Source organism: Alteromonas sp. 4NH20-0056 (assembly GCF_057539655.1).
The window spans coordinates 105,734-124,153 of record NZ_BAAJLS010000006.1; the positions used below are offsets into that span (position 1 = coordinate 105,734).

General features: G+C 44.9%; 19 protein-coding genes. 11 read left to right on the forward strand and 8 right to left on the reverse strand.

The genetic code is table 11. The features are described 5' to 3' along the window. Window positions 1-600, reverse strand: coding sequence for a PilZ domain-containing protein (locus AC27EZ_RS12515; RefSeq protein ID WP_487135631.1), 600 nt, complete (start codon window positions 598-600; stop codon window positions 1-3). Between the two features lie 166 nt (window positions 601-766). Here AC27EZ_RS12515 and AC27EZ_RS12520 point away from each other — a divergent pair, with 166 nt between their 5' ends. Both AC27EZ_RS12520 and AC27EZ_RS12525 read left to right on the forward strand, forming a co-directional pair. After that, complete coding sequence (locus AC27EZ_RS12520; protein ID WP_487135632.1) at window positions 767-1,981, forward strand: lipoprotein-releasing ABC transporter permease subunit; 1,215 nt, start codon at window positions 767-769, stop codon at window positions 1,979-1,981. Between the two features lie 76 nt (window positions 1,982-2,057). After that, a complete protein-coding gene (locus AC27EZ_RS12525) occupies window positions 2,058-2,621 on the forward strand; it encodes a phosphoribosyltransferase (RefSeq protein ID WP_487135633.1) in 564 nt (187 codons plus the stop codon). Between the two features lie 116 nt (window positions 2,622-2,737). Here the strand turns inward: AC27EZ_RS12525 and AC27EZ_RS12530 are convergent, their stop codons facing one another. From AC27EZ_RS12530 to AC27EZ_RS12540, 3 genes are all read right to left on the reverse strand, one after another. After that, window positions 2,738-3,382: an energy-coupling factor ABC transporter permease gene (locus AC27EZ_RS12530; RefSeq protein WP_487135634.1), complete on the reverse strand. Its 645-nt coding sequence runs from the start codon at window positions 3,380-3,382 to the stop codon at window positions 2,738-2,740. 18 nt (window positions 3,383-3,400) lie between these two features. Beyond that, window positions 3,401-4,204, reverse strand: a complete 804-nt coding sequence (gene xthA / locus AC27EZ_RS12535) for an exodeoxyribonuclease III (RefSeq protein ID WP_487135635.1) — start codon at window positions 4,202-4,204, stop codon at window positions 3,401-3,403. 108 nt (window positions 4,205-4,312) lie between these two features. Further along, entirely contained in the window at window positions 4,313-4,957 is a 645-nt protein-coding gene (locus AC27EZ_RS12540) for a heme oxygenase-like domain-containing protein (RefSeq protein ID WP_487135636.1), read from the reverse strand. A 155-nt stretch (window positions 4,958-5,112) separates the two neighbouring features. Between AC27EZ_RS12540 and AC27EZ_RS12545 the strand changes: the two genes are divergently transcribed. Next, the gene (locus AC27EZ_RS12545; RefSeq protein WP_487135637.1) at window positions 5,113-5,508 is read left to right on the forward strand and encodes a DUF2750 domain-containing protein; all 396 of its coding nucleotides are present in this window, start codon (window positions 5,113-5,115) and stop codon (window positions 5,506-5,508) included. Between the two features lie 39 nt (window positions 5,509-5,547). Then, window positions 5,548-5,943: a SufE family protein gene (locus AC27EZ_RS12550; protein WP_421134358.1), complete on the forward strand. Its 396-nt coding sequence runs from the start codon at window positions 5,548-5,550 to the stop codon at window positions 5,941-5,943. A gap of 15 nt (window positions 5,944-5,958) precedes the next feature. Here AC27EZ_RS12550 and AC27EZ_RS12555 read toward each other — a convergent pair whose 3' ends face one another. After that, on the reverse strand, window positions 5,959-7,230 hold the full coding sequence (locus tag AC27EZ_RS12555; RefSeq protein WP_487135638.1) for a glycosyltransferase: 1,272 nt from the start codon (window positions 7,228-7,230) through the stop codon (window positions 5,959-5,961). 68 nt (window positions 7,231-7,298) lie between these two features. Here AC27EZ_RS12555 and AC27EZ_RS12560 point away from each other — a divergent pair, with 68 nt between their 5' ends. Both AC27EZ_RS12560 and AC27EZ_RS12565 read left to right on the forward strand, forming a co-directional pair. Then, window positions 7,299-8,318 carry a 2-dehydropantoate 2-reductase gene (locus AC27EZ_RS12560; protein WP_487135639.1) on the forward strand — a complete coding sequence of 340 codons (1,020 nt, stop codon included), beginning with the start codon at window positions 7,299-7,301 and terminating at the stop codon, window positions 8,316-8,318. A gap of 271 nt (window positions 8,319-8,589) precedes the next feature. Beyond that, complete coding sequence (locus AC27EZ_RS12565) at window positions 8,590-9,435, forward strand: HDOD domain-containing protein (protein ID WP_487135640.1); 846 nt, start codon at window positions 8,590-8,592, stop codon at window positions 9,433-9,435. A 36-nt stretch (window positions 9,436-9,471) separates the two neighbouring features. Here the strand turns inward: AC27EZ_RS12565 and AC27EZ_RS12570 are convergent, their stop codons facing one another. After that, entirely contained in the window at window positions 9,472-10,287 is an 816-nt protein-coding gene (locus AC27EZ_RS12570) for an acyl-CoA thioesterase (RefSeq protein ID WP_487135641.1), read from the reverse strand. Window positions 10,288-10,456: 169 nt separating this feature from the next. Here AC27EZ_RS12570 and AC27EZ_RS12575 point away from each other — a divergent pair, with 169 nt between their 5' ends. Further along, window positions 10,457-11,776, forward strand: coding sequence for a spinster family MFS transporter (locus AC27EZ_RS12575; protein ID WP_487135642.1), 1,320 nt, complete (start codon window positions 10,457-10,459; stop codon window positions 11,774-11,776). Window positions 11,777-11,850: 74 nt separating this feature from the next. Further along, complete coding sequence (locus tag AC27EZ_RS12580; protein ID WP_487135643.1) at window positions 11,851-12,657, forward strand: alpha/beta fold hydrolase; 807 nt, start codon at window positions 11,851-11,853, stop codon at window positions 12,655-12,657. Here the strand turns inward: AC27EZ_RS12580 and glgC are convergent. Then, a complete protein-coding gene (gene glgC, locus AC27EZ_RS12585; protein ID WP_487135644.1) occupies window positions 12,654-13,934 on the reverse strand; it encodes a glucose-1-phosphate adenylyltransferase in 1,281 nt (426 codons plus the stop codon). The two genes, AC27EZ_RS12580 and glgC, sit on opposite strands and share 4 nt — an antisense overlap. Window positions 13,935-14,330: 396 nt before the next feature. Between glgC and AC27EZ_RS12590 the strand changes: the two genes are divergently transcribed. The 3 genes from AC27EZ_RS12590 (at window position 14,331) to AC27EZ_RS12600 (ending at window position 17,383) form a co-directional block, all read left to right on the forward strand. Continuing rightward, entirely contained in the window at window positions 14,331-15,299 is a 969-nt protein-coding gene (locus AC27EZ_RS12590; RefSeq protein ID WP_487135645.1) for a nucleoside hydrolase, read from the forward strand. A 44-nt stretch (window positions 15,300-15,343) separates the two neighbouring features. Further along, on the forward strand, window positions 15,344-15,877 hold the full coding sequence (locus tag AC27EZ_RS12595; protein WP_487135646.1) for an SRPBCC family protein: 534 nt from the start codon (window positions 15,344-15,346) through the stop codon (window positions 15,875-15,877). A 345-nt stretch (window positions 15,878-16,222) separates the two neighbouring features. Continuing rightward, window positions 16,223-17,383, forward strand: coding sequence for an MFS transporter (locus AC27EZ_RS12600; protein WP_487135647.1), 1,161 nt, complete (start codon window positions 16,223-16,225; stop codon window positions 17,381-17,383). Window positions 17,384-17,510: 127 nt separating this feature from the next. Here AC27EZ_RS12600 and AC27EZ_RS12605 read toward each other — a convergent pair whose 3' ends face one another. Beyond that, complete coding sequence (locus AC27EZ_RS12605) at window positions 17,511-18,419, reverse strand: hydroxymethylglutaryl-CoA lyase (RefSeq protein WP_487135648.1); 909 nt, start codon at window positions 18,417-18,419, stop codon at window positions 17,511-17,513. Between the last annotated feature and the right edge of the window lies 1 nt (window position 18,420).

Sequence of the window (18,420 nt, forward strand, 5' to 3'; positions counted from 1 at the left end):
TTACGCACCCGATTTTTTGTCTTTAGCGCGTTTTCGTAACTGTTGAGTTTGAATATGCAAACTAGCGCGCACAAGCAACTCTTGGTCCTGCTCTCTAATTGAACTAAAAATAAAGGCCACATCAAAGGCAGTATCATTTTTTTCACAGCTTATAACTTCACCAAAACAAAAAATGGCCGCGGCCTCTTGGTCAAGAAACAATTTAAGTTCGGCTTTGTCACCGATGCGCATCTCGGTGTCACTTGATATCACAATACCGCCACCACCGAACGTAATGGTTTGGAAGCGGTAGTCGACCTCATCTTGCTGGTGCAAAATAAACGACATCATTAAATCAATTTTACGTGCCTGGTGATTCAAATAATCAGCTAAAGATTCCGCATGGTCGCTAAGATGACGCAAGGGACGGAGCGCTTGCGCCTCAATAGTTGCCATTTCGCTCGCAATTTTGAACGCGTATGGCATTACATCCTCAATCGAGGATTCATCGGGAATGCTCGTACTAGCGGGAAGAATCTTAGCGTTTACATTAATACTGTGATTAATGGAAAAGTATTCATCAAACTGCGCTTTTTTTTGTTCTAAGCTTAAATTTTCCACATTATTCTCCCGCCACTTAATCTTGTGCGGCCAGTAGCTTACACGTAGTATACGTACTTTACTATTTTGGGTTTACTCCGTCACCACTCTATTGTGGAATGTTGTTGATGCTAATACACATCGCGACACCACGTAATAGAGGGTAGGTGCGGTAACAGACGGTGTCATGGCTTTTCCTCTTTCTGCTTTTATCGCTTTTCGTTATGCCAAAGCCGGTCGTGCGACATTGGCCGGGCAAAACAGCTTTGTTTCTTTTATCAATCGCTTTTCAGTTGCAGGAATTGCGTTGGGGCTAATGTCATTGATCATTGTGATTTCTGTCATGAACGGCTTTGAGGGGCAACTAAAGCAACGAATTTTGGGCATTGTTCCCCACATTATTATCAATGAGCCAGACTGGAGCACTGATACCTCGGCGCTACCGGGTGTCTTGTCCGATATGCGTTACCGTGAGGCTGAAGGTGTGGTGCAGTCAAAAAAGGAACTTCGTGGCGTGCAGGTTCATGGCGTTAGCCCAAGTGTAATGGAACAACACACGATGGTAGCGAACCGGGTAGAACAAGGCGCGTTTAGCCACTTAACTGAGGGCAGTTTTAACGCCGTTATTGGCCGTGCGCTAGCGGTTCAACTTGAAGCTCGTATCGGTGACAAACTTCGGCTGATGGTAACGGGGGCGAGTGTTTACACTCCGTTTGGGCGTATGCCAAGTCAACGTCTAGTTACGGTAGCTGGGATATTTGATATGGGCTCACAAGTTGACGACAAGGTCGTTTATCTTAATCGTTACGATGTGAACCGATTACTTCGCGACCCCAAGGGTAGTGGAGAATCTCGCCGCTTGTTTCTTTCAGACGCCTTTAAATATCAAGACACCTTGTCGGTGTTAAATGAAAGTGGCGTGTCAACGAATACATGGCGAGAGCGTCAAGGGCCACTGTTTGATGCAGTAAAAATGGAAAAGAACATGATGTTCCTTATGTTGCTGTTAATCATAGCGGTGGCCGCTTTTAACATTGTATCGGCGTTAGTGATGGTGGTGTCTGAAAAGCAGGGCGATATCGCCGTGCTCCAGACGCAAGGCATGGTACCTGCTGCAATAATGTGGATATTTGTATTAAACGGTTTATTTAATGGGCTGAAAGGCGCGCTTATTGGCCTCGTCGTTGGCCTGCTTTTGGCGTACTTCCTCAATGATATTCTCGCGTTTTTCAATGCGCCTATTTCACTGTCTGCAGATGGTCGAGGTTTGCCTATTGAAATTGATATGCTGCAAATATTGCTAGTCACACTGTTGTCACTTTTATTGTGCGTGCTTGCAAGTATCTATCCGGCAATGCGTGCGATGCGAATACAGCCTTCGATGGCATTGCAAAACGAGTGAAACAAGCAAATAGCCGTGCAAAAGTGCAGGAAATTCACTATACTCCCGGCTTTTATACATTGGCCAGTGAGACGTCATGAACAAGAATTTTATTACTTCACAATCGCTATTACAGGATTCCTTTCGCTTGGCAGCAAAAGTATATGAAGATGGCTTTCGTCCAGACTTTATAATCGGTATTTGGCGTGGTGGCGCTCCAATCGGTATCGCTGTACAAGAATTTTTTGAATTTAAAAATATGCCAACCGACCATATTGCGGTTCGCACGTCCTCTTACTACGGCATTAACCAGCAGTCTAAAGAAATTCGCGTTCATGGTTTACATTATCTTGTAGAGAACGCAAATGCAGGTGACAAGCTTCTTATTGTCGATGATGTGTTTGACTCTGGGCGAAGTGTCGAAGCATTGATTAATCAAATCAATAAATTGATGCGCTTAAATATGCCAAAAGATATTCGTATCGCGTGCCCGTGGTATAAGCCTCAAAATAACAAAACACAGATAACGCCTGATTATTACTGTAACGAAAGTGATGAATGGCTGGTATTCCCGCATGAAATCGCAGGGCTCTCGGAAGAAGAAATCAGAGAGGGCAAGGGAGAACTTGCTGACGTTATCGACATCTTATTCGACAAGTAACCTATTTAACGCGAAAAAAGCCGTGTTTATCACGGCTTTTTTGTGTTTGAAATGAAGTGAATACGACAACAGAAGCATGCGCGTCTATCGTTCTCCTGATCGAGCTATATGTTGTATCACTGTCCGTCCAAATAAAATTTATCGTGAAAGGTATACATCCATGTAGGTTGGTAAATAACCAATACTGTAACAATCATGCCGCTTAAAAACGCTTCTGGAAATACCATTAAAGGAATAAGCAACAGGTAATTATCCACGATAATGTTCCAGCTGTACGTACCTTCAATGTAGTAGTACCCACCTAACGCGAGGGTTTTTAGCGCGATAGCAATAGCGCCAGTGAAAAATGCACACACAAAGAGATATACGAACAAATGACGGGGCATATGGTGAAATGACACCATATAAACAAGGTAGGTCACAACAATGGGTAAAGTTATAGCGAGAAGCCCATTAATACCAAACATGTCCCACGTTGTGTAGCCGGCAAATGTCGCCCCCACTAACGTTATGGTAGCGGTAATCAGGGCATACCGAAAGCCTAACATTAACGTTATGATGGTGAGCCCAAGTATATGGACATCGAGTCCATCAAAGATGCCCGCTCTGAATAACCAAAGCCCGAACAACGCAGCCGCGCTTCCGAACACAAGGTGTTGTTGATGCTTGGCTTTTACTAACGCACGTAGGTCGAGCGATCGCAAAGCGCCCGCGACGACTAACGCAAAAAGAACCAAACCAACTCCTTGTAGCTGAGTCAAAACGCCTCCTAAATTACCTCAATATGTTGCCCAAATAGGTGCATGATCAGACGGTTTTTCAATGCCTCTTAATTCGTAATCAATACCAGCGTCTTTAAGTTGCTCGTGAAGCGACGGCGTGGCAAGGATCAAATCGATACGTAAGCCTCTGTTGTCATTAAACCCCTTTGAGCGATAGTCAAACCATGAGTACCTATCATCCACGGTAGGGTTTAACGCGCGGTAACTATCAGTAAACCCCCATGCCAAGAGGGTGTTAAGCCACGTTCTCTCTTCGGGTAAGAAACTGCATTTACCGGTTTTTAGCCAGCGTTTTTTATTCTCTTCACCAATGCCGATGTCTAAATCAGTATGAGAGATATTAACATCACCCATTACGATGATGTTTTCGTCCTCGGCGTGGTATTCATCAAGATACGTCATTAAATCTTGATAGAACTTTCGTTTCGCTGGGTATTTAGTCTCATGTTTTTCGTTTTCGCCCTGAGGAAAATACCCGTTTAGTACGGTAACTGGATCACCATTATCGTTTGTAGTTTTTAAAATAATCATGCGACGTTGAGCGTCATCATCGTCGGTAGGGAACCCGTAGATTACCGATGAGGGCGCTTTTTTAGCAAGAAAAGCAACACCATAGTGACTTTTTTGGCCGTGATAAAACACGTGGTAACCCATCGCTTCGACGGCTTCGACCGGAAACTGTTCATTATGAACTTTGATTTCCTGAAGACCGATAATGTCAGGGTTATGGGCGTCGATAAGAGCTTGAAGTTGATGTAACCGGGCGCGTATGCCGTTTATATTAAAAGAGATTACTTTCATATTACCGTCTATTTAAAAATTATAGGGTCGATAATATCAAATTCGCCCCAGCGCAGACACTCTCAGTTTATAAATAGTTCGTGCTGCCCAAAACACCCACAATAGTGCTTATTTGGCCGCTGCGTGCGGCATCGTAGAGGCTACATCGCGGTGCAACGATGTCTGTTCTTTTCCTAATTGGATAAGGTAGTCAAACCACCGATTCGCGTCATCGACTATGCTAGATACAACGTCATGTTCATTCGACAGCAGTAATGCTGTTTTTTGTTTGAATATCGTCCAGTTTCTCGCGCATTGAGACATAGACGTGTAATAGGTAATTGGGAGAGCAACATGTTGTTGAGTAAGGCGCCTAACAATTATATTCGCCCCCATGGACGAGCCTAGCCAGACATAAATGCCAGCTATGGTGGCACTAAACTCAGAATCAAAAGTTGGTAGCGGTATGCCTTTTGCGGGCAATGACGATATATTTGCTTTGTTAAGTGAGCCTACATCATCCTTTAAGGCGTTAACGATGTTTGTTGCGTCAAGCAATGCTATTAAGTCGGATAACAATGGGTTGGTGTTCGCTGCGCCAGATAAATAATCAAAAGATCTCGTATGAAATTGTTGCATTACAGCGATTACGTTTGCATACAATGTGGTGTCTACATGCGCCATATCGTTAAACATGACGAACGGCGAGATTGATTCAAGTTCATTATGTTTGTGGTGGGTATCAGCCTTGAGAGAAGCAAAAAGGTTATGCATAGTGTTCCATTTAATATACCCACAGAGTCTCAGGGGCTATGTTTGTCCTTGTATATTAACAAGGAATAGTGAAATACCAAACGATTACCGCAGTGAACGGTTGGTGAGGCGCACTACAACGGTTATACTGCAAAAAAATTTTTGAGGGTAAAATTGTGTTCCCCAGCACCGTAACAGAAAAACTAAATGACATCGTTCTTAACCAAGCGCTTGGTCTGTCGGCAGAAGAAAGACAAGAGCTTGTTATCAGCTATGCTGAAAAAGCCAACGAAATTTGGGTTGTCCAAGGCGCCGAGGGCTTTATCATGCTAGAGGATAACGACTCGGTTAGACTTCCGTTGTTTCCTCACCACGATCTCGCGTTACGTTTTGTCGATGAAAATGGCATAACCGGCACATGCGTTAGCATCCCACTTGATGAATTCACTGCTACTTGGTTACCAGGGCTTGAAACTAACGGCGTAGAGCTCGTAATGTTTCCAACAAAAAGTGACGCTGAAAACCTTGTTATGACAGCCAACGATTTGGCTGCTGAATTTAAAGGCGAATAGTGTTTGTATGCACTACGTTATCCTTAGCGGCGGTGTTTAATGAATAACGACGAATTCCTCCCTCTTGCTCTCGCGCTTTGTAATGCGCGAGGCTGGGATGACTTTACCCGAACGCTTATGCTCGCGGGTAAGCATCTATCGGTGATGCCCGAAGCATATCGTACCGAGGTTAATCATATAGATGGCTGTGAGAGCGCGGTATGGTTGGCACGTGTCGATGATGGCAGCGAGCCTGTCATCATGGCGTATTCACCCAGTAAGATAGTCCGAGGGGTCTTGGCTGTTTTACTAGAGAAAGCAAACCAATTGCCTGAAGACGCGCGGCGAGACTTTGATTTCAGTGCATATCTAATCGCCTGCCAGCTGTCCCGCTATCTAAGTGAATCTCGTGGCAATGGGATTAAGCATGTGGTAAACGCACTGTCTAAAATGTAGGCCATGCGTTTACTGCTATTTGTTCTTCTCTTCAATCCATTGAGACATGTATTTTGTTGCACTGAGCGTGTGGTGCCACAACATTGCTTGCAGAAAAAGGGATTGTCGGTGCGTCGCAACATCACCAAGTAACATGCTCAGGTGTGTATTTAGCGTCGGTTCGCGTGCAGACTTTTTAAACGCCAGCAATACCTCAGCGCTTTTATCAGATGCCGTTTTCCATTGTGTCTCATCAGTACAAAGCCGACGGGCTTCGGTGGCATACTCATCAGGGGATGCACAGATTGCGCCCCCCCATTGTTCATGGCTTTCACCTTCAGAAAGTATTCCCTCAGCGCCAATCCATGACGTTAGTGTCGGCGTATGACAGCGCATCGCATCTAAAAGCTTACCTTTTATACCAGCACCAAAACGTAAGGGGGCAATGAGTAACTTCGCATGTTTAATCACGTCATAGGCATTGTCTGCCCAGCCTTCCACATAAAAGCCTTGTTTCGGGTTATGCAATTGGGTGGCTTTTTTGGGAGGGTAGGCGCCATAGATATGCAGCGAGGTGTCAGGAAGTACCTTTCTTATCGCAGGCCAAATAGTTTGTTTAAGTTGAAGCACTGCATCCCAGTTTGGAGCATGTCGAAAGTTACCGATGGTGACAATTCCTCTTCGTTGAGTGAACGCAGGGGTATGAGTTAGTGGCGTGCCTGCCCTTAATGGGAAATAGAACAGTTGTTGCGACGGTACATGATAGAAATCCGTAAGGATAGTATATTCTGCTCGAGATATTATCAGAGTAATATCACTTCGCAGTACCGCTGCTATTTCTCGCTGAGCAAGTAACGACATTTTCTCTGCATGCTGCGCATCACCTGTCGCTTTTACTGCGTCGTGTCGTGCTTGGCGCAAGCTATGCAAGTCTTCGGTATTTAAAACTCGTAACGCATTGGGGCATTGCGTTTTTACCCGCCAAGAAAACTGTTCTTCCGTCATGTAGCGGTCGAAAATAACGATGTCTGGCATAAGTGCGTGTATTTGCTGGTCAAAACTGCTGCAATTAAGTGATACCGCCTCAACATGCACGCCCAAAGATGCTAAGTCTACTTTGTGGATACTATCGCCCGCGGCTGTCATAAAGGTGACATCAGCACCTGATTTTATAAAGTCTGTGATGAGCGCCATCATATTTTGGCCGGCCGCAGAAGAGTTGGGCTCGGGCCATACATATCCGATTATTGCAACGCGTGAGCCTGCAAGTTGTGTCGATGGATCATGAGGTACAGTTGATGAGGGCATAGTTGACATCACTAAATAAAGGTGTTCATTTAAAGCGCGAGATAGTAGCACACAGAGCAATAAAGAAAATGAAACACTGTATATTTGGTAGTGGCCTGATAGGAAGTTACATCGGTAGTGTTATGCAACTTAATGGTGCCGATGTGAAGTTTGTGGCGCGCGGACCATGGCATGCTCGGTTAGAAAATACGCTGGTGCTGTCTGATTACAAGCATAACCGCGTAAACTGTGAACCGAGTGACAGTCCTCACGCTGCAAAAGGAGACAGTTTTGATGTTGTATGGTTGACGGTAAAATGTACAGCGCTCGAGTCTATAACGAATGCATTGCGCGATGTAATATCACCGCATACGCTTATTGTTTGTTGCCAAAATGGCGTAGGTAGCCACACCATTATTCAAATGCATTTTCCTGACAATAAGGTTATCCGCGCAATGGTGCCGTTCAATGTTGTATTGATTGACGAGAACCGCCTCCACAAAGGGTCCGAAGGGACGCTGATTATCGAAGATAGCGCTGACGGCGCGATGAATAGCGTTTTTCTGAGAGTGCTTAGTCATGCGTTGTGCGACGTGTCGTTAAGTGAGGATATAGAGGCGGTACAATGGGCAAAGTTACAGCTTAACTTAGGCAATGGTGTAAATGCACTTGCGAACTTACCCGTAAAGTCGATGTTAGCGCAACGTGGATATCGACGTGTTATTGCGCTGCTTATGGAGGAGTTATTAGCCGTATGTGAACAGGCCGGCGTCACGCTCCCCAAAGTGGCCAAATTACCGGGTAAATGGTTACCCCACTTTTTACGCCTGCCAAACTGGTTATTCAAGCGCGCGGCGAAGCAGATGTTAGAGATTGATCCCGAAGTAAAAACCTCAATGTGGTGGGACTTAAACGGTCGAGGTGACACGGAAAAAAATTACCTCTACGGTGCGGTAATTGAAAAAGCACGCGGATTAGGTGTGTCAACCCCCGTTAATGAGACTATACTTTTACTTATTACTGAGGCGGAAGCTGAAAAAAAGGCCTCGCTGTCTTACACAAGCAGGTCAGCAGATGATTTGTTAAAGAGAGTAAACCAAAAGGCGTAACAAACCGTTACAAATTAGGATTGTTACATTTCCGTTTCATTACAGATAATATAGCTTCGTAACTCTTTGATATGGCGAAAAAGTCTACTTATTGCTAATACGCGCAAGGTTGACGTAGCACTAATAAGATTCTATAAGAGTTAATGAAGTGGCAGTGTGATGTAAACCGTAAACATTCGCCCTTAATGATATATTGCAAAAGGATGTGCCCGACACCTCAAGTGTTGATAACTACCATGTAGTTTTGGTAATTTCCGGAGTAATCACTTAAATGAACGTAAAAGACATTGCAGAGAAAGCCAGCTCGCTGTTCGTGCTTCCTGAGTCGGTAACAAGGCTTAAAGCGTGCATGGATGACCAAGCCTCTAGTATCGATGATATAGCTGAAGTGATAGCGTTTGACCCCTCGCTTGCCTCACAGCTGCTTCGCGTAGCAAATTCGGCGTTATATCGCTTCCCCAATAAAATAGACACCATTACACGAGCTATTCAGGTGGTTGGTACTCGCTCGACTTATGATTTGGCATTGGCTTATGGTGTCAGCCATGCGTTTAATGAAATGGACGGGCAGGACGTTGACCTCGACAAGTTCTGGGAACAAAGTGTGTCTTGCGGTTTATTAGCAAAATATTTTTCAGACAGACATAACCTAAAAGAGCCGGAACGTCTTTTTGTTGCAGGGCTGCTCCACAATATTGGCGAGTTAATTATTGCGTCGATGTTTCCTGAGCACGGACAACGTTGTGCGAACTTCAATACCCGAGTGACGCCAGCTGAGCTTCAACAGGGGGTGTTAGGTTTTACTTACAGTGCGTTGTCTGCGGAAGTTATTGAAAATTGGGGTATTCCAGCCACGATTTTTGAGCCAATCCGGTGTATTCATCATAACGACAGCGATAGCGATTCTGTAGAGTGTAAAATTTTGCAGCTCTCTTACGTACTCGCGTTGGATAATGTTAATCCAGATATCTACCCTAGTTATCACAATCTACAACCACAACTTCATGAAACGCTGACGTTAGAGCATGAGGATTTAGAAGACGCGCTTGATGTGACTAACCTACAATGCATATCGGTAATATCATTGTTCAACCCTAATTCTTTTATGTTGTATTAAAAAAAGCGCAAATGCGCTTTTTTTAATGAAGGGGCGTTAGTCAAATACCGCAACAGTTTGCCTGCTTAGGGCGATGACTTCGTTATCCTTGTCCCAGATTGTTGCTTCAGTATGACCATAGCCATCTGCTGCTTGTCGAGTATGTGCTTTGTAAGCAAACCAATCTGACGGTGATACTTCTTTGTGCGGGTGGATAAACTCCAAATTCCAACTTACTGTGCTTGCCGGCGCTGGAAATTTCATCATCTGCAACAGCGTGGGCGGCCACGCGTCTATCATGGTGATGATATGTGCGTCAGTGATTGTCGCGGGCGGGTTCTTGAAGCGCATAAAGCCATGATAGTGGCTTTCCTTTTTACGCGTGAACGGCACGCCTCCTGAGTCAATAGATAAATCGAAATATCGTAGAAACTTGGGGGTTACTTTTGGAATTTGCGGAATGAACTTCGCCTTCGCAGGGTTCGGCATATCGTGGGTGTCGGTATTATCCACCTGTATACCTGACTGTCGACCAACCCCAAAGCATGCTTGAGAAAACACACAGCTTTTTCCATTTTGTTTTGCGTGAGCAATGTATTGAGATACGTTTTTTCCTTCACGCAGTAACGTCACTTCAATAGTAAATGGCGTGTCTAGCGCTAACGGGCCAACAAAATTTGTCGTAAATGAGCGAAGCACCCGTGAATCGGTAACCTTTTGTCTTATCGCACTGTATAACATACCCGCAGATATTCCCCCAAACGCGGTACGCCCTTGGCCCCACGTTTTGGGAATGACCACATTAGTTACGTTCCACTGAGAATCGGATTGTGCCTCGAGAGGCGGCAAATTTAGTAATTCGTCTACCGTCATAATGCTTGTCTGGTCTGATGAGTTAAAGTAAGAATATCGTACCTTAACCTACAAGGAACAGAAAGCGCGGGCTAACATTTTTCGTTATGTTTACAAATAAGTAACAATTAGTTGTTATTGTTTTTAACATGCGGATAGACTGGAGACTACATAACAACTAAGGACAAATATGGCGCAATCACAGGTTGACACTTCAGCGACAGAGCATGGTAGCGCATCGAGAAGCTATCGAAACTATGTGCTGTTTATTCTCACACTTGTCTACGCATTTAACTTCATCGACAGACAAATTATTGGCATTCTTTCTCCATTTATAAAAGCAGACCTTGGCTTAGATGATGCGCAACTTGGATGGTTGAAAGGCGTTTATTTTGCTTTGCTTTATACCATAGTAGGTATTCCCATTGCCTGGCTTGCAGATCGCTACAGCCGGGTAAATATTATCGCGATATCATTGACGTTGTGGAGCGGCTTTACTGCATTATCGGGCGCAGCAACAAACTTTACACAACTAGCGCTAGCGCGTATTGGGGTGGGTATTGGTGAGGCTGGCGGTAGCCCACCGTCGCACAGTATTATTTCGGATTTGTTCCCTAAAGAAAAGCGTGCGAATGCGTTAGCGATTTACTCATTGGGTATACCCTTTGGCATCATGCTCGCGTTTTTTGCGTCAGCGTTTTTCCTTCAAGGCGGGTCTGCCGATTGGCGAACCGTAATGATTAGCGTGGGGCTGCCAGGTGTAATCCTTGCGCTGATTTTGAAGTTCACGGTTAAAGAACCATCTAGAACCGTTAACGCACAAGTTGATCCTACGGTAAAGCCAAGCGTCAAAACATCGTTGAAAACCCTACTCAAAATACCCACATGGTGGGGAATGGCGTTGGGTATTTCTTTCGGTTCATTCGGTAACTACGCGATATCGACTTGGATCATAGACTATTATGTAAGGGCATTCCCAGGCCTTGATATCACTCAACTGTTGGTGGCGTTTGGTATCATAAACGGTACTGCATATGCATTAGGCGTTTGGTTGGGTGGCTTCATTGCAGATAGATGGGGTAAGCGCAATAAAAAAGCGTATGCATTGTTACCTGCCTTCGCACTTATTATTGGTGTACCGGCGTTTTACTTCTCACTGCAAGTACAAAGCGCATGGCTGTCTATCGGGTTGATGACCTTTTTACTCTTCACCAGCGGTTCATACTTAGGGCCTAGTTTTGCGATGGCGCAAACTTTGGCGCCGATAAACGTACGAGCGATGTCTACCGCCTTGTTCTTCTTTGTATTAAATATTATCGCACTTGGTGGGGGCCCGACATTAACAGGAATTATTAGCCAAGCTTTAGTGCCTTCGTTAGGCGAGGTAGAAGCGTTACGTCAGGCGTTACTTTACTTGCTAATACCTTATGGTTTGTCAATTGTCGTTTTCCTATGGACAAGTACGAAAATTGTCAAAGATTGGGAGATGGCAGAGGCGAGAGGGCTATAGTAAACTCGACCTGTTCATAAACAATAAAGGCTGGGATAACCAGCCTTTTTACTTTCCAAACGGAGCGATGACTTTTGACGACGGAATTAAGCTTTCATTTTGCTCATGCAAATGGTTTTCCTGCGAGCGCGTATAAAACGCTTTTCTCAGCACTGCCCGAGACGTTCCATCGATTACATATCGAGCGATTTGGCCATGAACCTGCTATGCCTGTAAATGGGAACTGGAGAAATCAAATACATGAAATGATAAACCACATTAAAAAGCACAATACTGATGAACGCGGTGTTTACGCAGTCGGCCATTCTTTCGGTGCGGTAGTATCTTTTATGGCTGCATGTGAGCAACCGGCGTTGTTTAGAGGTCTCATCCTTTTTGATCCACCGCTTGTATTAGGGCCATTGAGTCAATTTTTTAGACTAGCAAAGCATACACCATTAATTAATAAGCTTACCCCAGCGAAGCTTGCAGATACCCGAAATACCCAATGGCCTGCTAACACCAACATGGAGGCGTACTTTCATAGTAAAGCCTTGTTTAAGAATATGGACCCTCGGTGTGTAAGAGACTATGTTAATGCGGTAACGAAGCAAACAGGTAAGCACATATCGCTTACGTTTAAGGCCGATGTGGAAGCGAGCATCTTTCGAAATATTCCACACAACCTTTCAAAATATCGCGGTAAACTTCAGTGCCCAGCGGTTATTGTAACAGGGCAACAAAGCAACGTGTGTAAACCAGAGATGGTTAAGCGGTTATGTGCTCAAAATGCTATTGAACACACGACGCTTGAAGGAGGGCATATGTTTCCGCTAGAACACCCAGACGTAGCGGCCGATTTTATTACCAGTACACTACGTCAATGGGAAGAACGTTCTTAACCACGTGAAGGGCTGAGTCCACCTACAGGCTGGCCCAACATTTCCCTGGTAACTAACACAACGCCTTTCTCAGAGACTCTAAAGCCGCGCGCTCTGTCTTCGTCATGATTATAACCAATTACCGTACCTTCTGGGATTACACAACCGCGATCAATAATGACCTTGCGAAGCTTACAGTGTCGCATTATTTCAACGTCAGGAAGAATAACGGCGCCTTCAATTGTCCCGTAGGAATGCACTCTAACGTTTGAGAAGCAGATACTCGCTCGCAATGTAGAGCCGGATATAATACAGCCTCCCGACACCACCGAGTTAATTGCTTCTCCTCGCCTGTCATGGTCTTCCCATACAAATTTGGCTGGAGGAAGTTGCTCTTGATAGGTCCATATTGGCCATTTTCTATCATAAAGGTTTAATTGGGGCACGGGAGCGACCATCTCCATGTTTGCTTCCCAGAATGAATCAACCGTACCCACGTCTCGCCAGTACGCGCCATCACCGCCGCTACTTTCAAATGGAAACGCGTAAACAAGGTGGTCTTTGATAATCGATGGAATGATGTCTTTACCGAAATCCCGTTGAGAGCCGGATGTTTCGGCGTCTCGTCGCAATTGTTCGAACAAAAATTCTGTATCAAACACATAATTACCCATAGAAGCAAGGCAGCGTGTGTCATCGCCAGGAAGCGGAGTGGGGTGCTCTGGTTTTTCTTCAAAGCCATTGATACGGAAGTTTTCATCAACCGACATTACACCAAATGCGCCGGCGGCCTCTTCAATAGGTACCGACATGCAAGATACTGTCATTTTTGCACCGCTTTCAACGTGGCGAGCTAGCATATCGCCATAATCCATTCGGTAAATGTGATCACCCGATAAAATCATTACGTACTTTGGCAGCTCGTCACGAATAATGTCTATATTTTGAAATACAGCATCGGCCGTTCCTTCGTACCAGTTGTCAGAAAAGCGTTGTGAAGCAGGTAAAATTTCTACCGATTCACCCAATTCCTTTTTAAAATGTCCCCAGCCTCGCACTAAGTGCCTAATGAGCGAGTGCGATTTGTATTGCGTTACTACACCTATTCGTCTTATTCCCGAATTTACGCAATTTGATAGTGGAAAATCGATGATCCTAAACTTACCGCCAAAATAAAGTGCCGGTTTCGCTCGCCATGTCGTCAATTCGTGTAACCTAGAGCCTTTGCCACCTGCAAGTATAAGGGCATAAGTATCTCGAGTAAGGTTACTTATATAACGAGAACTGGTATCTGCCATTTCTGGAAACTCCTTGTGTAGACGTAAGAGACGTGCGCAATTTTATCATGCTGTACGCAACGTAATGTTGGTGTAAGTAGCGCAAGAGGGCTGCCTTGGTGTTGATAACTTGTGTTAACCTAACCTCATACTACACAAGAATAAATGGAAAAACATGGCGAATTTGCATACGTATGTAAAAAATATACGCATGTTGGCAATTTGGTTATTTGCCAAAGAACGAGCCAGTTTGTTTGCCTTTAAACTCTAGCCTGAGAAAAATAGAGCACGTAAGTAACACGACCCAATGGTTTACATTAGGTGTGAGAATAAATACGCCAAATTAATCATCTTATTTTAGTACGTTTTACAGTACATTTTTCAGAACATTGCAATATCACAAGGAGTGCATTCATAATGTCTACAACTACTAAGGTCATTTTTGACCATGATGGAGGTATCGATGACCTCTTATCCTTGCTTCTCTTATTACGCCTTCCTTCAATTGAAGTAATCGGTGTGACAATAACCCCCGCCGATTGTTACCCAGACGATGCATTAAAAAGCACTCGAAAGCTACTCGTATTGACCGGCAATACTCACATCCCTGTTAGTGTTGGGAATAAATATGGTCAGAACCCATTTCCCCCCGAGTGGCGAGCACAACCTAAAATGTGTCATGCGCTTCCATTAATGTTGCGAACCGACCATGATGCCGTCCATGTCGTTGAAAAACCTGCCCATGAATGGATAGCCGAGACGATTGCTGATAGGCAAGAGCAAGTAACGGTGCTGATGACAGGTCCCGCGACGAACTTAACCGAAGCGTACACATTACAACCAGCCATAAAGCAATATATTGATAAAGTGATATGGATGGGCGGTGCGATTGACGTTAAAGGTAACGTTGCGATGCATGATCACAACGGTAGTGCAGAGTGGAATGCATACTGGGATCCGATGGCAACGCATTCGCTCGTACATAGCGGGCTAAATGTGCTGCTTGTTCCGTTAGACGCAACTAATGCATTACCTGTTGACTGGTCATTTTTAGAGGCGCTTGCTAGCGCAGATACGCCAGTTTCCGATTTGGCAGGTCAGTTTTGGGCGGCAACGGTCACGGCAATTCCGTCGTATGAATTTACTTATTTCCTTTGGGATATTTTGTCTACCTGCATGGTGTCGCTGCCAAGCGATAAGCGTGTTATTAGTACTGGGAGCATTGCCGTAGGCACAACGACGCCTAATGCAGGACAGACCCTGCGTGATAGTTCTGGGGCCTTAATTTCGTGGGTGGAAAGCGTTGACGCTGATTACGTGCGCCAGATGGTAATACATTATTTAAGTGGTAATTTTTCCGATTCACCAGTGCCATTTGTTAATTAAATGTTATATATTGCCAAGGGTGAGCTACCACCCTTGGAGATTAAATGTCTGTATTAAAAAAACTTCTTGTACTCATTGGACTCGTTTTGGCTGTCTTTGTTTTAGTCGGTTTTTTATTGCCAAAAGAATATTCAGTGCAGCGTAGTGTCGTTATATCTGCTGAGCCATCAGAGGTTTACCCTAATATTGTTGATTTAAGAAAATGGCCACAATGGGGTGTGTGGTTCAAACGAGACCCTAATATGACATTGTCGTATTCAGGTCCTGACCGTGCTATCGGCATGCGTTCAGAGTGGAAAAGTGCCTCAGAGGGTAATGGTGAGATGGAAATTACCCAGTTAGAACACAACAAGCGCGTAGTCTATCGCTTGTATTTCCCAGACTTTGATATGGGGTCAACAGGTGTGGTTGAATTACAAGAGATAGACGGCGGAACAAAAGTAACATGGCGTGATGAAGGCGCCGTGGGTAATAATCCATTGGACCGATATTTTGTTCTTATTATGGACGATATGATAGGGCCAGACTTTGAGTTAGGGTTAGAAAACCTAAAAACGGTGACCGAAAACAACGGTTAACTATTCTAAACGGTCTCGGGCATCGAGCGCTGGATACAGGGTTTAAGCTAGAGGTTAAAGCGCGCATTGCATGGGGGTTGGTTACCCCGGTAATTATCTCGTTGATAAGCGGTAGGGGCCGTATATTCCGCAGCGCGAAAACAAACTTATTTGCGATGCCGATTTGATCTTGCACACGTTAGCTGACGTAAAATTGCTTCACTATATCTAGTGGGAACACAGCGTTTAAACAAAGCGATAACACGTACTTACCTTTTTCAGTACCTTTGTTTTAATCGCTTGTTGTGACCGCCTGATACGTAGATACCACGAACAAGGGAAGTCCCCTTAACCACGGATGCCACTATGTCAGGTAAACAGCGCCAGCTTATTTTGGGGTTAGCGTTTAATAAGCTAGCCGACTTACTTTCTTCTGCTAAGACAACCCTTCCCGCACTGCTAATCGCTATCGGTGCGCCTGCATGGATGATAGGTTGGTTGGTGCCTATTCGAGAATCCGGCGCGCTCCTCCCACAAGCCCTCATCGGTGTTTACCTGCGTAAACACAGCGCCAGGCACCATATATGGCGAATCGGTATGGCGGTGCAAATATCGGCGGTATTTACAATGCTTGCCTCTGCACTGTTGTTCGAAGGTATTGTCGCTGGAGGGATTGTAATAGGGGCCCTGGTATTTTTGAGTATAGGGCGTTCAGCTTGCTCGCTTACCGTGAAAGATATTGAAGCAGACGTTGCTGAAAAAGGAACGCGGGGAAGATTGGTTGGAGTAGCATCAACAGCATCAGGTGTGATGACCTTATTATTTGCTGCACCTATGGTTTATTTTCAAGACACCCTACAAGACTTTGCGCTTTATGCTCTATTAGGTGCCGCAGTCTTCTCTTTTAGCCTAACGTTTGCTTGCATGTTATCGCTTAAGACGTACGTGGAAGTTGATAGTGACGCAAATAAAAAGGGCGGGGGATGGCATTTTGACCGCGTAGTTTATAAGTTTATTTTTGTGCGTGGTTTGTTCGTTCATTCAGCGCTTGTAGCGCCTTATTTCATGCTTGAGAGCGGCGAAGATGCGACAACGTTACTGCCGTTTTATATTGCGGCACAGGCGCTTGCGACCTTGTTGTCCTCTTTTGTGTGGGGAAAGGTGGCTGATAAAAGTGCCACACTTACCTTGCGTTTGGCCGGCATCATGGCATTACTAGCATGTCTTGGTTTGCTTATTATTGGCGCTGACACATTATGGGTCTCAGCATTGCTGTTCTTTGTTTTGTCCGTTGCACATGCAGGGGTAAGAACAGGGAGAAAAACGTATAGTTTAGACGTAAAAGAGGGGCAACAAAGGACAGAACTCGTTGGTTTTTCTAATACCGCAATTGGCCTGATTTTACTCGCGTTTGGGGCGCTTTATGCAGCGCTATCTGCATTTATTACCTTTTCGGTGGTCTATATTATGGCGCTCGTTCTCGCAGTAGCCATTGCGGCGACTTGGTGTTTACCTAAAGAAAAGTAAATTGGTTGACATAAAGGCAATAAAGACACGGCATTTAAAAAAAATGCCACATTAGCGTGGCATTTTTTTATCCGGAACTGTGTTTTAAGTGGTGTTAACCACACTTGTTAAGATTCGTTACGCGTCGTTATGTGCTTTTTTGTACAAGTAACGCGTTTGCGACTTTTGACACGGGTTCACGGTTTAACACACGGGAAATATGCGCGGTCGCCTCCAATAACGCGGTCATGTCGACGCCCGTATTTATGCCCATCCCGTTTAACATGTAAAGCACATCTTCAGTAGCCACATTCCCGCTAGCACCTTTTGCATATGGACATCCGCCTAATCCGGCCACGGCAGAGTCGATAGTAGGGATGCCATAACCCAGCGCGGTGTAAAGATTAACCAGTGCCTGACCATAAGTATCATGGAAGTGTACGGCCAGTGATGTGGTGGGAGCGACGTTGAGTACTGCATCAAGCATTCTTTTCGTTGATGCTGGTGTACCCACACCAATAGTGTCGCCAAGCGACACCTCGTAACACCCCATATCCAATAGTGTCTTGGTTACGTCGGCCACTTTTTGAGGTGATATTTCCCCTTCATAGGGGCAGCCCATAACACAAGAGACGTAACCTCTTACCTTAACGTTACTCGCATCAGCCGCTGCAATGACACTTTCAAAGCGTGTAAGGCTTTCAGTAATAGAGCAGTTTATGTTTTTCTGTGAAAATGATTCAGACGCAGCGCCAAAAATCGCCACTTCATCAGCCTTCGCAGAAATAGCAGCTTCAAACCCTTTCATATTCGGAGTCAGGGCAGAGTAAACACAGTGTGTCTCTCTGTCTATCCCGTGGAACACATCATCTGAGTTTGCCATTTGTGGCACCCACTTAGGTGACACAAAGCTGCCTGTTTCAATTCGAGAAAGCCCTGTTTTTGACAATAAGTTGACCAATGTTACCTTGTCAACAACAGTCAATACGGCTTTCTCATTTTGAAGCCCATCCCTTGGGCCGACTTCAACAATAGAAACATCACGAGGGAGTGCCATG

What these genes read in the sequence shown, in the direction of transcription:
- AC27EZ_RS12595 (WP_487135646.1), top strand. Translation starts at nt 15,344, where the DNA reads ATGTCTGTATTAAAAAAACTTCTTGTACTCATTGGACTCGTTTTGGCT.
- AC27EZ_RS12555 (WP_487135638.1), bottom strand. Translation starts at nt 7,230, where the DNA reads ATGCCCTCATCAACTGTACCTCATGATCCATCGACACAACTTGCAGGC.
- AC27EZ_RS12565 (WP_487135640.1), top strand. Translation starts at nt 8,590, where the DNA reads ATGAACGTAAAAGACATTGCAGAGAAAGCCAGCTCGCTGTTCGTGCTT.
- AC27EZ_RS12540 (WP_487135636.1), bottom strand. Translation starts at nt 4,957, where the DNA reads ATGCATAACCTTTTTGCTTCTCTCAAGGCTGATACCCACCACAAACAT.
- AC27EZ_RS12520 (WP_487135632.1), top strand. Translation starts at nt 767, where the DNA reads ATGGCTTTTCCTCTTTCTGCTTTTATCGCTTTTCGTTATGCCAAAGCC.
- AC27EZ_RS12550 (WP_421134358.1), top strand. Translation starts at nt 5,548, where the DNA reads ATGAATAACGACGAATTCCTCCCTCTTGCTCTCGCGCTTTGTAATGCG.
- xthA (WP_487135635.1), bottom strand. Translation starts at nt 4,204, where the DNA reads ATGAAAGTAATCTCTTTTAATATAAACGGCATACGCGCCCGGTTACAT.
- AC27EZ_RS12575 (WP_487135642.1), top strand. Translation starts at nt 10,457, where the DNA reads ATGGCGCAATCACAGGTTGACACTTCAGCGACAGAGCATGGTAGCGCA.
- AC27EZ_RS12570 (WP_487135641.1), bottom strand. Translation starts at nt 10,287, where the DNA reads ATGACGGTAGACGAATTACTAAATTTGCCGCCTCTCGAGGCACAATCC.
- glgC (WP_487135644.1), bottom strand. Translation starts at nt 13,934, where the DNA reads ATGGCAGATACCAGTTCTCGTTATATAAGTAACCTTACTCGAGATACT.
- AC27EZ_RS12560 (WP_487135639.1), top strand. Translation starts at nt 7,299, where the DNA reads ATGAAACACTGTATATTTGGTAGTGGCCTGATAGGAAGTTACATCGGT.
- AC27EZ_RS12605 (WP_487135648.1), bottom strand. Translation starts at nt 18,419, where the DNA reads ATGGCACTCCCTCGTGATGTTTCTATTGTTGAAGTCGGCCCAAGGGAT.
- AC27EZ_RS12590 (WP_487135645.1), top strand. Translation starts at nt 14,331, where the DNA reads ATGTCTACAACTACTAAGGTCATTTTTGACCATGATGGAGGTATCGAT.
- AC27EZ_RS12525 (WP_487135633.1), top strand. Translation starts at nt 2,058, where the DNA reads ATGAACAAGAATTTTATTACTTCACAATCGCTATTACAGGATTCCTTT.
- AC27EZ_RS12600 (WP_487135647.1), top strand. Translation starts at nt 16,223, where the DNA reads ATGTCAGGTAAACAGCGCCAGCTTATTTTGGGGTTAGCGTTTAATAAG.